The organism is Pseudomonas sp. MAFF 730105, assembly GCF_055380705.1.
The window spans coordinates 3,379,475-3,392,631 of record NZ_AP018438.1 but is presented as its reverse complement, the minus strand read 5'-3'; the positions used below and the strand labels follow the sequence as shown (position 1 = coordinate 3,392,631).

12 protein-coding genes are annotated in these 13,157 nt (G+C 58.1%); 10 read left to right on the top strand and 2 right to left on the bottom strand.

Annotated features, from left to right (window positions below; translation table 11 throughout):
- Positions 1-28: 28 nt before the first annotated feature.
- The gene (locus PCOSP_RS14905; protein ID WP_024778535.1) at positions 29-529 is read right to left on the bottom strand and encodes an Lrp/AsnC family transcriptional regulator; all 501 of its coding nucleotides are present in this window, start codon (positions 527-529) and stop codon (positions 29-31) included.
- Positions 530-648: 119 nt separating this feature from the next.
- Between PCOSP_RS14905 and PCOSP_RS14900 the strand changes: the two genes are divergently transcribed.
- The 3 genes from PCOSP_RS14900 (at position 649) to PCOSP_RS14890 (ending at position 4,343) form a co-directional block, all read left to right on the top strand.
- On the top strand, positions 649-1,683 hold the full coding sequence (locus PCOSP_RS14900) for a histone deacetylase family protein (protein WP_464708821.1): 1,035 nt from the start codon (positions 649-651) through the stop codon (positions 1,681-1,683).
- Between the two features lie 49 nt (positions 1,684-1,732).
- On the top strand, positions 1,733-2,785 hold the full coding sequence (locus tag PCOSP_RS14895) for an ornithine cyclodeaminase (RefSeq protein WP_464711940.1): 1,053 nt from the start codon (positions 1,733-1,735) through the stop codon (positions 2,783-2,785).
- A 142-nt stretch (positions 2,786-2,927) separates the two neighbouring features.
- On the top strand, positions 2,928-4,343 hold the full coding sequence (locus PCOSP_RS14890) for an amino acid permease (protein WP_464708819.1): 1,416 nt from the start codon (positions 2,928-2,930) through the stop codon (positions 4,341-4,343).
- A gap of 198 nt (positions 4,344-4,541) precedes the next feature.
- On the opposite strand, the gene PCOSP_RS14885 is transcribed toward PCOSP_RS14890, so the two are convergent.
- Positions 4,542-5,477, bottom strand: coding sequence for an AraC-like ligand-binding domain-containing protein (locus tag PCOSP_RS14885; RefSeq protein WP_175363379.1), 936 nt, complete (start codon positions 5,475-5,477; stop codon positions 4,542-4,544).
- A gap of 560 nt (positions 5,478-6,037) precedes the next feature.
- On the opposite strand from PCOSP_RS14885, the gene oxdA reads away from it, so the two are divergent.
- The 7 genes from oxdA to PCOSP_RS14850 all read left to right on the top strand — a co-directional run bounded on the left by oxdA (position 6,038) and on the right by PCOSP_RS14850 (position 13,129).
- On the top strand, positions 6,038-7,093 hold the full coding sequence (oxdA, locus tag PCOSP_RS14880) for an aliphatic aldoxime dehydratase (protein ID WP_464708818.1): 1,056 nt from the start codon (positions 6,038-6,040) through the stop codon (positions 7,091-7,093).
- Positions 7,094-7,180: 87 nt separating this feature from the next.
- Entirely contained in the window at positions 7,181-8,047 is an 867-nt protein-coding gene (locus tag PCOSP_RS14875) for a transporter (RefSeq protein ID WP_464708816.1), read from the top strand.
- Positions 8,048-8,207: 160 nt separating this feature from the next.
- Positions 8,208-8,732 (top strand): group I truncated hemoglobin, encoded by a 525-nt coding sequence (locus PCOSP_RS14870; RefSeq protein ID WP_464708814.1) that lies wholly within the window; start codon positions 8,208-8,210, stop codon positions 8,730-8,732.
- Between the two features lie 267 nt (positions 8,733-8,999).
- Complete coding sequence (locus PCOSP_RS14865) at positions 9,000-10,514, top strand: amidase (protein ID WP_464708812.1); 1,515 nt, start codon at positions 9,000-9,002, stop codon at positions 10,512-10,514.
- Between the two features lie 73 nt (positions 10,515-10,587).
- Positions 10,588-11,181 carry a nitrile hydratase subunit alpha gene (nthA, locus tag PCOSP_RS14860; protein ID WP_175363384.1) on the top strand — a complete coding sequence of 198 codons (594 nt, stop codon included), beginning with the start codon at positions 10,588-10,590 and terminating at the stop codon, positions 11,179-11,181.
- A 41-nt stretch (positions 11,182-11,222) separates the two neighbouring features.
- Positions 11,223-11,885 (top strand): nitrile hydratase subunit beta, encoded by a 663-nt coding sequence (nthB, locus tag PCOSP_RS14855; protein ID WP_175363385.1) that lies wholly within the window; start codon positions 11,223-11,225, stop codon positions 11,883-11,885.
- Positions 11,882-13,129, top strand: a complete 1,248-nt coding sequence (locus PCOSP_RS14850; protein WP_464708810.1) for a GTP-binding protein — start codon at positions 11,882-11,884, stop codon at positions 13,127-13,129. Before nthB ends, PCOSP_RS14850 begins: the two co-directional genes overlap by 4 nt.
- Positions 13,130-13,157 lie beyond the last annotated feature (28 nt).

Genomic DNA, 13,157 nt, shown 5'->3' with positions numbered 1-13,157 from the left:
GCCTTGTTCAGCCCAGAACATCCGATATTCAATCCTTGCTCAATTTGGGTATGGCCATACGGCTACCCGCTTTGATTTCGCGCAAAGCCAGACTCGACTGAATAGATGCGATACCGACCTGGCGCCTCAGCACTTGCTCGATAAAGTCGCTATAGCTATCAAGATCCTCGGCCAACACTTGAAGTACGTAGTCGGCATCTCCGGTGATCTTGTGGCAGGCCAATACCTCTGGCAATTGCGCAATCACTGCCTCGAAGGCGTCCGGAGCGTGATCGGCATGGGTGGAAAAGCGAATGTGCACGAATGCCATGATATCCAGCCCGAGCATTCGCCGATCAAGGTTGGCTTGATAGCCCTTGATGACACCCGCCTCCTCCATTCGCTTGCGCCGCCGCCAGCACGGAGTAAGGCTCAACGACAGCCGTTCACTGAGTTCGGCATTGGAAATGTTCGCGTCCTCCTGCAACAACTCAAGAATAGCCAGATCGGTTTCATCGAGACTGATGCGCTTGGATATTTTTTTCTGCATGACGCCACTCCTGAGTAAAAACGCCCGAATAATCCACCGAACCACGAAAACAAAGCAAAGAAAGTGCAGCCCGGCCGGAACAGAATATTTGCACTGGCTTACATTAACGGATGCGCAGAATGTTTACAGTTTTCAGTGATTCCCACCGGTTGCACCACGGCACCGAATTGAAAGACGGTGTGCTCAAACCGTCTTTCGAACAGCCGAGTCGGGCCGACACGGTGCACAACCGCGTCAAACAGGTTGGTCTTGGTCAGATCATCGAACCGCGCGCTTTTGACCGCTCGTGTTACGTCAACGCACACAGCGAGCGCTACGTCAGTTTTCTGGAAAATGCCTGGAGCGAATGGTGCGCAACCGGTCGCACTCACGACGCCTTGCCACTGGTATGGCCGGTGCGCGATCTGGCCGGCGAAGAGGTGCCAACGTTCATCGACGGCAAGCTCGGCTTCTATGCCATGGATGCCGGCTCACCCATTACCGCGACGACCTGGCAAGCCGTGAAAACCAGCGCCGATATCGCCCTCACCGGCCTGGCCCTGCTCGATGAAGGCCACGACAGTACCTTCGCCCTGTGCCGCCCGCCTGGCCATCACGCCGCGCGCGAATACATGGGCGGTTATTGTTACCTCAACAACGCCGCCATTGCCGCGCAACAGGCCATCACCCAAGGCGCCAAACGTGTCGCGGTGCTGGACGTCGACTTCCATCACGGCAACGGCACGCAGAATATTTTTTATCAGCGCAGCGACGTCATGTTCGTGTCGCTGCACGGCGAACCGGCGGTGTCCTACCCGTATTTCTCGGGTTACAGCCACGAAGTCGGCGCGGGTGTCGGCGAGGGTTACAACCTCAACTATCCCCTGCCAAAAAACACTACCTGGGAGAGCTACCGCAACGCCCTGCTCCACGCCTGCAAAAAACTCCAGCAGTTCTCGCCGGAAGTGCTGGTGATTTCCTTGGGAGTCGACACGTTCAAGGACGATCCCATCAGTCACTTCCTGCTGGAAAGTGATGACTTCATTGGCATCGGTGAACTGATCGCGAGCGTCGGCTGCCCGACGCTGTTCGTGATGGAGGGCGGTTACATGGTCGATGAAATCGGCATCAATGCCGTCAACGTACTGCACGGTTTCGAGAGCAAACGCAGCTGAGCCACCCGCGCTCTACAGCCTTTCAATGTCTGGATCGGAGAATAAGAACATGACACTTTTCATAGATGTCGATGATGCTGCACGCCTGTTCACCCAAGTCGGTATCCGCCGCGCCATCCGCGAAATGGCGGGCTACATCGAAGCCGACTACGCACGCTGGGCGCAGTTTGATAAATCACCGCGCACGGCCAACCACTCAACAGACGGCGTGATCGAGTTGATGCCGACCGACGATGGCCAGCAGTACTCGTTCAAATACGTCAACGGCCACCCCAACAACGGCCAGCAGAACTTACTGACGGTCATGGCCTTCGGGCTTCTGGCGGATGTGCAGAGTGGCTATCCCACCCTGCTCAGCGAACTCACCCTGACCACCGCCGTACGCACCGCAGCCACCTCCGCGTTGGTCGCGCAATCGCTGGCTCGCCCCGGTGCGACCTCGATGGCCCTGATCGGCAACGGTGCCCAAAGTGAATTTCAGGCGCTGGCCTTTCATGAAATGTTGGGCGTCAACGAAATCCGTATTTTCGATATTGATCAAGAAGCGTCCCTCAAACTGAAGCACAACCTCGCGGCGTTCCCGGACATCGAAGTGATTCTGGCCAGTTCGGTGAAGGACGCGGTCAAGGGCGCGGACATCGTCACCACAGTCACCGCCGACAAAGCCTATGCAACCATTCTGACGCCCGAGATGATCGAGCCCGGCATGCACATCAATGCGGTCGGTGGTGACTGCCCGGGTAAAACCGAACTGCACGCCGACATCCTGCGCAACGCCCGGGTCATCGTCGAGTTCGAGCCGCAAACCCGCATTGAAGGCGACATTCAGCAACTGGAAGCCGATTCCCCGGTAATCGAATTTTTCCGGATTGTGCAAGGCGAAGTGGCCGGACGCGAAAACGATGTGCAGGTGACGGTGTTTGATTCGGTGGGCTTTGCCTTGGAAGACTTTTCGTCATTGCGCTATCTCAACGACCTGGCTCAGGCACAGCACATCGGCCAGCGCGTCCACCTGGTCCCGACGCCGGCCAACATCAAAAATCTCTTCCAACTCCTCGATCCGCCGCTGGCCAAAGCCTCGCGTCTACGCACCGTCAGTTGATCGGTAATAGCCGCCCTCGCCACTTGGCGAGGGGGCATTCAACCTCCAGGCATCGTCTTGATTAGCCGTTGCCTCTCTAACAAGAACGCTCGACACCTACTTTCTGCCAAAACTCAAAAACATAAAATCAAGAGGTTTTGTAATGAAATCGAACCCTTCCGGGCTGCTTGAACAGCCCGCGCTGCAGCGCACGCTCAGCAATCGTCACATCCAGTTAATGGCCATGGGCGGTGCCATCGGGACCGGCCTGTTCATGGGCTCCGGAAAGATCATCGCCCTCTCCGGGACGTCGATCATCCTCATCTACATGATCATCGGTCTGTTCGTGTTTTTCGTCATGCGTGCCATGGGCGAAATGCTCCTGTCCAACCTCAACTTCAAAACCTTTGCCGACTTCGCCGGCGCCTACCTCGGCCCGCGCGCGGCGTTCTTTCTCGGCTGGTCGTACTGGCTGAGCTGGAGCGTAGCGGTGATCGGCGACGCCGTCGTGGTCGGCGGATTCTTCCAGTACTGGTTCCCCGATGTGCCGGCGTGGATACCCGCCGTCGGCATGCTGGGGACACTGTTCGCGTTGAATGTGCTCACGGTCAGGCTGTTCGGTGAGGTGGAGTTCTGGTTCGCGATCATCAAGATCATTGCCGTCGTGACCCTGATCGGCGTCAGCACCGTGCTGATTGCCAGCTCCTTCGTCTCCCCCAGTGGCGTCACCGCATCCCTGAGTCACCTGGTGGACAAACAGGCGGCTTTCCCTAACGGCTTGCTTGGCTTCTTCGCCGGATTTCAAATGGCGATCTTCTCCTTCGCCGGCACCGAGTTGATCGGCACCGCCGCCGCTGAAACCCGCTCGCCGGAGAAGACCCTGCCCAAAGCCATCAACTCGATTCTGCTGCGGATCATCCTGTTCTACGTCCTCGCGCTGAGCTGCATTATTGCCGTGACATCGTGGCAACAGGTTTCCCCCGTCAAAAGCCCTTTTGTCGAACTGTTCCTCGTCGCCGGGTTCCCCGCAGCGGCCGGTATCGTCAACTTCGTGGTCCTGACCTCGGCGGCCTCATCGGCCAACAGCGGCGTATTTTCATCGAGCCGCATGCTGTTCGGGTTGGCGAGTCAAGACAACGCTCCGGGTATTTTTCGGCGTCTATCGGGCAACAGCGTGCCTCTGCTGAGCCTGGCCTTCACTACACTATTGATGCTGCTGGGTGTGCTCGTGCTGTTCATCGTTCCGGAGGTCATGACGGCATTCACCATCGTTTCCACCGTGTCTGCGATTCTGGTGATCTTCACTTGGTCGACCATTCTCGCGTCTTACATTGCCTACCGCAAAAAGCGTCCTGAGCTTCATGCCAAATCTGCTTACAAGATGCCAGGCGGCGTCCCAATGGCATGGTTCTCAATGGCTTTTCTGGGCTTCGTTCTCTGCCTGCTGGCATTAAGACCTGACACCCGCGTTGCCCTGTTGGTCATGCCGGGGTGGTTCATATGGCTGGCAATTGCTTATCAGCTAACACGTAGGAGGAAGCCTGAAAGCGCAGTTGAATCGGCAAGTCAATTCGGTTGAGCCGCTCTAACGGGGCCTGCGCTGGAGGGCTGTCACAAAGAGACAGCCCTCCATTTGAATCGCTGAGCAGAAGCTGTAGTGGCCCCGGCGGCCAATTGAAGAGGTAGGTTCTGGGTCCAACCAGCCTATCGAGACCCAAGACCAGAAACATGATTTCAACTTTGAGTACCACTTCAATACTACTAAAAACCACCCATTTCACTCTCGCCGCAGGAGAGTATGGGGAGCAACGCCAAAGGCCTTGCGAAAAGCGTGGCTGAAATGAGAGAAGTCGGAAAATCCGAAATCCAGCGCAGCCTGGGAAATGCTGCGGACTTGACCACGCTCAATAGCGTCGCGACTGGCAAACAATCGTGCCTTCCAGATTTCCGCGACCGGCGACTTCTGATGACGGGCGAAAGCACGCGTTACCGTGCGCGTGGAGACATGGTGAGCTTGAGCAATACGTTCGAGCGAGAGGTCCGCCTCGGTCAGATACTGGTGGATGTAATTCATGATCCGGCCGTACAGGTCCAGCTCGTCATGAGTCTGCTTTAAATCTTGGAGCTCCAGGCTGACCACCAGAAGGTCGAGCAACGTGCTGGAGTAACGACTGGATATTCCTGTGTTATGGAAGCCTGAAGGCATACTTGCGGCTTGACGTAACATCTCGCGTAACGGAATCACCCCTGGGCGGCGATCATCCAGAACCACAGCGGTGCAATCTGCTATGGAAGGCAAGCGCTGACTGAGCAGTTGTCGCGGAATGCGGACAAGGTGGTTATCAGTACCACCGAAGCTGAATCTGAATGGTTGGGATGCGTCATAAAGAAACAGATTTTCCGCCGCCAGCTTCGTCCGTCGGTCAGCCTGTTCCAGTTCACCGTAGCCGCTCCTGGTAAAACCCAGCCACAAATCGTCATTAGGATCGCTGCGCAGGTGTTGGGCGGACCGCTCCCAATAGTGCAAGGGTGCGGACAACGTGCAGATGTCCAGTGCGCCCATGCTATGCACCTCCAGCGCCCCGTCAAAATCGCTCTGCGCCAGCCGTTTGCTGTCGGCGTCCAGGCAGTGATGACAAACCACCTCCTTCCAGTAATCAAACCGCTGTGGTGCCGTAACTGCAAGCGTCGAATACTGACATGTCTGGTTCATTGCATTCACCTCGCGGCGGCGATTCAACAACAAAAGCGGGGGTAACGTTTTTGCGAGCAAAGCAATTAGCAGGCCATTTCCATCGCCTGATTCCCGCTGCCAGACACCTTGGAAGATAGCCGCCTGCGCTTACATAGGCCGATCCTTCCATCACTCCCCATGCCTCTTCTCAGGGCGCCTCGCCCCCTTATTTCAGCCCCCCGCACCATTGCTGCGCGGTGATATGCCGGCCTTTTTTACCTGTCCTTTTTAACCAAACGGTTGTCCATTCGAGCCAAGCACGTTTCATCCCCCCTCGATAATTTTTACTCCACGCCGTGTCCCTACAAGCACGAATGATGAGGTGTCTCATGCAACCACGAGAACAGCAGCGACTGTCCGACTCATCCTGGTTTTTACAGAGATGGGACATGGCACCCGAAGAGTTTGCCACTTACCTGGTGCAGCTCGGGATCTTGGTGCTGCAACGCCGATGGAGTGGTACCCACCGCAAAACAACAACATCCACTGGGATGTAGAACAGCGAACCGTCCGTTTGAGACGGAAATAAAGGAGCCCCCATGGAATCTGCAATCGATAAACATCTCAAATGTCCCCGGACTTTGTCCCGTCGTGTTGATGACGATTACAAGCCACCCTTCCCGATGTTTGTGGGGCGAGCTGACGAAAACGTGAAGCAAGTTGTAATGGCTTACCTCGGGGTGCAATTTCGTGACGAGCAACGCGCCGCCGCCCTGCAAGCCATGCGCTACATTGACGCAAGCTTTGCCCTCGCCGATGGCCCAGGGAATCACGACCTGACCTACCACCTCGACAATCAGGGTTACGGAAACTTCATCGCCGTGGGCTACTGGCGTGATCCCGCTGCCTATCACCGATGGCTACTTTCAGCGCCTGTGGCCGATTGGTGGGGCGACGATGCGCGCCTGAGCGAGGGGTTGGGTTATTTCCGCGAAGTCATCGCACCGCGCGCCGAGCAGTTCGAAACGCTGTATGCATTCAAGGACGATTTGCCAGGTGTCGGTGCGATCATGGACGGCATCAGCGGCGAGATTGAGGAGCATGGCTACTGGGGCTCGGCGCGCGACCGCTTTGCTATCTCACAGACCGACTGGATGCAGCCGACCAGCGAACTGCACGTCATTTCAGGCGACCCCACCAAGGGCGGCAGGGTCGTGGTACGAGGCCACGACAACCTGACGCTGATCCGCTCCGGACAAGACTGGGTCGAAGCCGGCGAGGAGGAACGCGCGCTCTATTTCAACGAGATGTTACCGCCACTGCAAGACGGCATGAACTTCCTGCGTGACGAGGGGCAGGCGCTGGGCTGCTATAGCAACCGCTTCGTACGCAATGTCGACCTTGATGGCAATCTCCTCGACATCGCCTATGACATCGGTCACTGGCGATCGCTCGACAAACTGGAACGCTGGGCAGAATCCCACCCTACTCATTTACGTATTTTCACCACGTTTTTCCGAGTAATCGGAGGCCTTTCGAAGCTGCGGCTGTATCACGAGGTCTCGGTAGCGGACGGTAGCCAGCAACTGTTCGAGTACATCAACTGCCACCCGCAGACCGGGATGATACGCGACGCGCAAGTGTCGCCCACCTGACTCCATCGCTGACTCCACTTTTAGCCCTGCGCGTCGCCTGATTGGCGCTAGCGGGGCTCTTTTTGCCCGAAAAAAGGATCTTCGATCATGAAACAGTTCCGCTACCTGTCGCTTGCAGCCCTCCTCCCCAGCCTTTCCTCCCACGCGCTCGAGGTGGATCCTGGTGATTACGAGCCGCTCCCCGTGGGAGCGACCATCGGCGTGGTTTACTACCAGCACGCCACCACGGATAGTGCCTATGCCCAGGGGCACAAGACCAGTTCCGATTTCAACCTGACTTCCGATGTCGGCATTTTGCGCCTACTGCACGTCTATCAGTTGAGCGAGCGACTCACCATCGAGCCTCAATTCCTGTTGCCCTTCGGTCATGTCTCAGGCGGTGGTGACGCCTCTGGTTTAGGCGACGCCAGCGGCATCGGCGACCTCATTCTCACTGCGCCGCTCAAGTACCGTCTCAACGACGCCAACGACACCCTCGGTGCGACTGCTTACTTGTACGTGCCAACTGGCGACTATGACAAAGACGACGCGCTCAATCTTGGCGAGAACCGTTGGAAGGTTGATCTCCAGGCCGCTTACGTCAAGCACTTCACTGAGAAGTGGGCCATCGACCTCGTCGGTGACGCCATCTGGTACGCAGACAACAACGACTTCGGCGCCAGCTCCGCCCGCCGGGAGCAGGACGTTTCCTATGGCGCTCAGTTGATGGGGCGCTACATGCCCGACGAGACCTCTGCGCTGGCTATCGGCTTCGGCCACAGTTGGGGCGGGGAAAACCAGATCGATGGTGTCAACCAGGACGACAGGATGGAAACCACCAACTTCCGCGTCACTGCCAGAAAGTTTTTCACCGCCAAGGACCAGTTCCAAGTGCAACTTGGACGCGACCTTGCGGTGGAGAACGGGCCCAAAGAAAACTTTCGCATGAACCTGCGCTACGTCAGGGTCTTTTAGACCCGCCCGTCTCTACTACCCCATTGTCCTTATCAACCAAGCGTGTGCCCAACGACGAATTCAACTCGGATCCGTCGCAAGACTTCGCATCCCGTATCAATCGTGCCAACACGAAGTTAGCTAATGAGATGCCTCTCACCCGAAACGGAGTAACCAGACAATGACCGACCAGCAACCCACCACGGAACAACAACCCTCCCTCTATACCCGTCTTGGCGGCTATGACGCTATTTATCAGTTCGCAGGCGCAGTGTTGAGAAAAACCATGGGACACCCCGCCATTGGGCACATCTGGGCTCATATGTCGGAATCGACGTTCCAGAAGGAACACATCAATTTTGTCGACTTTCTTTCCGAGCACTGGGGTGGAAGCGCCAAATACAGGGGTAGAGACATGGTCACCGCGCATCGCGGAATGGGGCTGACCGACGTGCACTGGCAGGCCGTGCTCGATTGTCTGGAGGCGTGCTACGACGACTACGGCCTGGCCCCGGATCTTCGTAAAGAGGTCAATGACTTCCTCATCAAGTTCAAACCGGCGGTGATCGGGAGCCCCTCCTATCGAGACGTCGTACTCGCGCACCCGGAAATGGACCCCGCCAAAGGGATGAGAAGCGTTGGGGTTGTCTGGCCAAAACCTGGGAAATCCTCTCAGAAACAGGCCACGCCAGAATCCGAAGACTAATGCGCTCGGCATAGGCCTACGGCAGCCAGGGCTCGCTCTGGCCGCCGACGGCTACCGTGGTTTGGCTATACAAAACAGGGGCAAGCGAGTCCCGCTCAACCAAGCGACTGTCCTCCTCAGCCAAGCACTGCTCAATCTGTGGAGATAGCTTGATACCAATCCCGGCCACGGCTCGCCAATCGTGCACACCGCGCCCGGGCATCCCCGAGATGACGTTTGAACAGACATTGCCAGCCCTACGGGTTGGCTCAGGACACAGGACACCCCATGGCCATCATCCGCCCGACTCTCGAACACGTGCAGGATCTCGCCAGCCGCTTGCACATGCAGCTGACACCCGAGCAAGCCAGCGAATACCTGGCGCTGATGCAATCCAGTTTCGATGCCTACGATCTCGTCGATGAGTTGCCAGACTTCATCCCTTCAGTGCGTTACGAGCGCAGTGCTGGTTATCGCCCTTCGAGCACGGATAATCCGCTAAACGCCTGGTACTACAGGACTGAGGTGATGGGCGCCGGTTCGGGCAAGCTTGCCGGCAAGACCGTCGCGCTCAAGGACAACATTTCTCTGGCCGGTGTCCCGATGATGAACGGCGCCGCACCGCTGGAGGATTTCGTCCCGTCATTCGATGCCACCGTGGTGACGCGTTTGCTCGACGCCGGAGCAACGATCCTCGGCAAAGCCACCTGTGAACATTACTGCCTCTCCGGTGGTAGCCATACCTCCGATCCTGCGCCGGTACACAACCCCTATCGCCATGGGTTTGCCTCGGGTGGCTCGTCTTCCGGCAGCGCAGCGCTGGTTGCCACGGGCGAAGTCGACCTGGCAGTCGGCGGCGACCAGGGGGGGTCAATCCGGATACCTTCGGCATTCTGCGGCACTTACGGGATGAAGCCGACCCACGGACTGGTGCCTTACACCGGGATCATGGCCATCGAAGCGACCATCGATCATGCCGGCCCTATCACCGCAAACGTGCGGGACAACGCTCTGATGCTGGAGGTCATGGCGGGAGCGGACGGGCTCGATCCGCGACAAGCCGCGCCCCAGATCGACGCTTACAGCGATTACCTGGGACGCGGTGTGAGCGGGCTGAAGATCGGCATCCTGCGTGAAGGTTTTGAACTGCCCAACCAGGACCCGCGCGTGGCCTCGTCTGTACGCAATGCTATCGCGGTGTTTTCGCGGCTGGGCGCGCATGTCGAAGAGGTATCGGTGCCTGAACACAAGATCGCCGGCTCGTTGTGGCACCCCATCGGCTGTGAGGGCCTGACGATGCAGATGATGCACGGCAACGGGGCCGGCTTTAACTGGCAAGGGCTGTATGACCTCGGGTTGCTAGACAAGCAAGCCGGATGGCGCGATCAGGCGAATGACCTGTCCGCCTCTCTCAAACTGTGCATGTTTGTCGGGCAATACGGTCTGGAGCGTTACAACGGTCGCTTTTACGCCAAGGCGCAAAACCTCAGGCGCCATGCACGCTCCGCCTATGACGCGGCATTGGCGCGCTATGACCTGCTGGTGATGCCTACCGTCCCGATCATTGCCCAGCCCCACCCGAAGGCGGGTTGTTCGATCACCGAGTACGTGGCCCGAGCGCTGGAAATGATCGGCAACGCCTCCGCCCAGGACATCACCGGCCATCCGGCCATGTCGATTCCCTGCGGTCTTGTGGAAGGTTTACCTGTCGGGCTGATGCTGGTTGGAAAGCACTACGCCGAAGGCACGATTTACCAGGCTGCCGCGGCATTCGAGGCGGCGGTTGACTGGAAAAACAATTAGCCGGTACGTCCCACGCAGCGCAAAAAGAATAAGCCGCCAAGCTGCCTTGAAGTCCAACGATGAGGAGTCACTGATGACTACACATGAAAAAAACACATCCACGCCGGGCGAGCGCGCACAGGCGCTACTGCAAGTGCTCAAACAGAAGGACCTGATCCCCGACGGTTACATCGAGCACATGACACAACTGATGGCACACGAATGGAGTCCGGAGAACGGTGCCAGGGTGGTGGCCAAGGCCTGGGTGGACCCGCAGTTCCGCGAACTGCTGCTCAAGGACGGTACCGCCGCGTGCGCCCAATTTGGCTATACCGGCCCGCAGGGTGAGTACATTGTTGCGCTGGAAGACACGCCCAGTGTGAAAAACGTGATTGTGTGCAGTCTGTGCTCCTGCACCAATTGGCCCGTCCTGGGCTTGCCGCCGGAGTGGTACAAGGGCTTCGAATTCCGTGCCCGACTGGTTCGCGAAGGGCGCACCGTCCTACGGGAACTGGGCACGGAGCTACCCGCCGAGGTCACCGTCAAGGTGTGGGATACCAGCGCCGAAAGTCGCTACCTGGTGCTCCCTGTGAGGCCGGAGGGGAGCGAGTCCATGGATGAAGAAGCGCTTCGAAAATTGATCACCAAGGATGTCCTCATCGGCGTGGCGCTACCGCAAGTAGCGTAGCCCGGACACTTTGTTTCTTTCACTTTTCAGAGGTATTCACAATGGATGGCTTTCACGATCTCGGCGGGTTTCAAGGCTTTGGCAAAGTCCCTCATACCATCAACAGCCTGAGCTACCAACCCGTGTTCAAGCAGGACTGGGAGCACCTGGCCTACAGTTTGATGTTTATCGGTGTCGATCATTTGAAGAAGTTCAGCGTGGACGAAGTGCGCCACGCCGTCGAACGCCTGGATGTCCGCCAACATGTCGGCACCCAGTACTACGAACGCTATGTGATCGCTACCGCCACACTGCTGGTCGAAACGGGCGTCATCACCCAGGCGGAGCTCGACCAGGCGCTGGGCTCTCACTTCAAGCTGGCGAATCCCGCGCATGCGCAAGGTCGCCCGGCGATCACCGGTCGACCACCCTTTGAGGTGGGCGACCGGGTCGTCGTGCGCGACGAGCATGTGGCCGGACATATCCGCATGCCGGGCTACGTGCGCGGCAAGGAAGGCGTGGTTCTGCACCGGACAACAGAAAAATGGCCGTTCCCGGATGCGATTGGTCATGGCGACTTGAGCGCAGCGCATCAGCCAACCTATCACGTCGAGTTCCGCGTGAAAGACCTGTGGGGAGAGGCAGCCGATGACGGTTTCGTGGTGGTCGACCTGTTCGAAAGCTACCTGGACAAGGCCGCCAGCTCGCGAGCGGTGAACGTATGATTGACGGCGCCCAGGCGGGCCGACTGCCGGTGACCGTGCTTTCCGGCTTCCTCGGCGCCGGCAAAACCACCCTGCTCAACCATATCCTGCGCAATCGCGAAGGCCTGAGGGTGGCAGTCATCGTCAATGATATGAGCGACGTCAACATCGATGCCGAAGAGGTGCAGCGCGACGTGGCGCTGCACCGTGGCCGCGATGAGTTGATCGAGATGAGCAATGGCTGTATCTGCTGCACGCTGCGCGCCGATTTGCTCGAGCAGATCAGTGCCCTGGCACGCCAGCAGCGTTTCGACTACCTGCTCATTGAGTCCACGGGAATTTCTGAGCCGATGCCGGTTGCCGAGACGTTCGCGTTTCTTGACGCAGAAGGCTTCAGCCTCAGCGAACTGGCGCGGCTCGATACCTTGGTGACGGTGGTCGATGGCAGTCGCTTCCAGGCGTTGCTCGAGTCGCCGGACCTCGTGGCCCGCGACGATGCACAGGCGGGCATGCCTGCACGCCATCTGGCGGATCTGCTGATCGAGCAGGTGGAATACGCCAACGTCATTCTCGTCAATAAACTGGACCTGTTCGACAAGCCTGGTTACCAGGCCGTGCAGGCCATCCTCGCCGGCCTCAATCCGACCGCGCGGATCATGCCGATGGTTCACGGTAGCGTTGAGTTATCACACATTCTCGGCACCCATCTGTTTGACTTACCCAGCCTGGCGTTATCGCCTGGCTGGATGAAACAAATGGAGGGCAGCGACGCACCGGCCTCCGAGTCGGACACCTATGGCGTAACGTCTTGGGTGTACCGCGAGCGCGCCCCGTTCCACCCACAGCGATTGCTCGATTTTCTACAGCGCCCCTGGCGTAACGGACGCCTGTTGCGCAGCAAGGGTTATTTCTGGCTCGCCAGCCGACACCTCGAAATCGGCCTGCTGGTGCAAAGCGGCAGACAATTCCAGTGGGACTATGTCGGGCGCTGGTGGAACTTCATCGAGCAGTCGCAATGGCCGCAGGATGAGTATCGGTTGCAGAGCATCACCGCCAAGTGGGACAGGATTGTCGGCGATTGCCGGCAGGAGTTGGTCTTTATCGGCCAGGATCTGGATACCCATCTTTTGCAGCGCGAGCTCGACGACTGCCTGCTGAGTGTTCAGGAAATAGCCGCCGGCCCGTTGGTCTGGCAGACCCTGCCGGGGGCGACGGCTTTTGACTCCCAGGCTTTATCGGCGCCAACACAATCCTTTTCAGGCTGATCCCATTTGACCGAGGTAGAGGTATCCC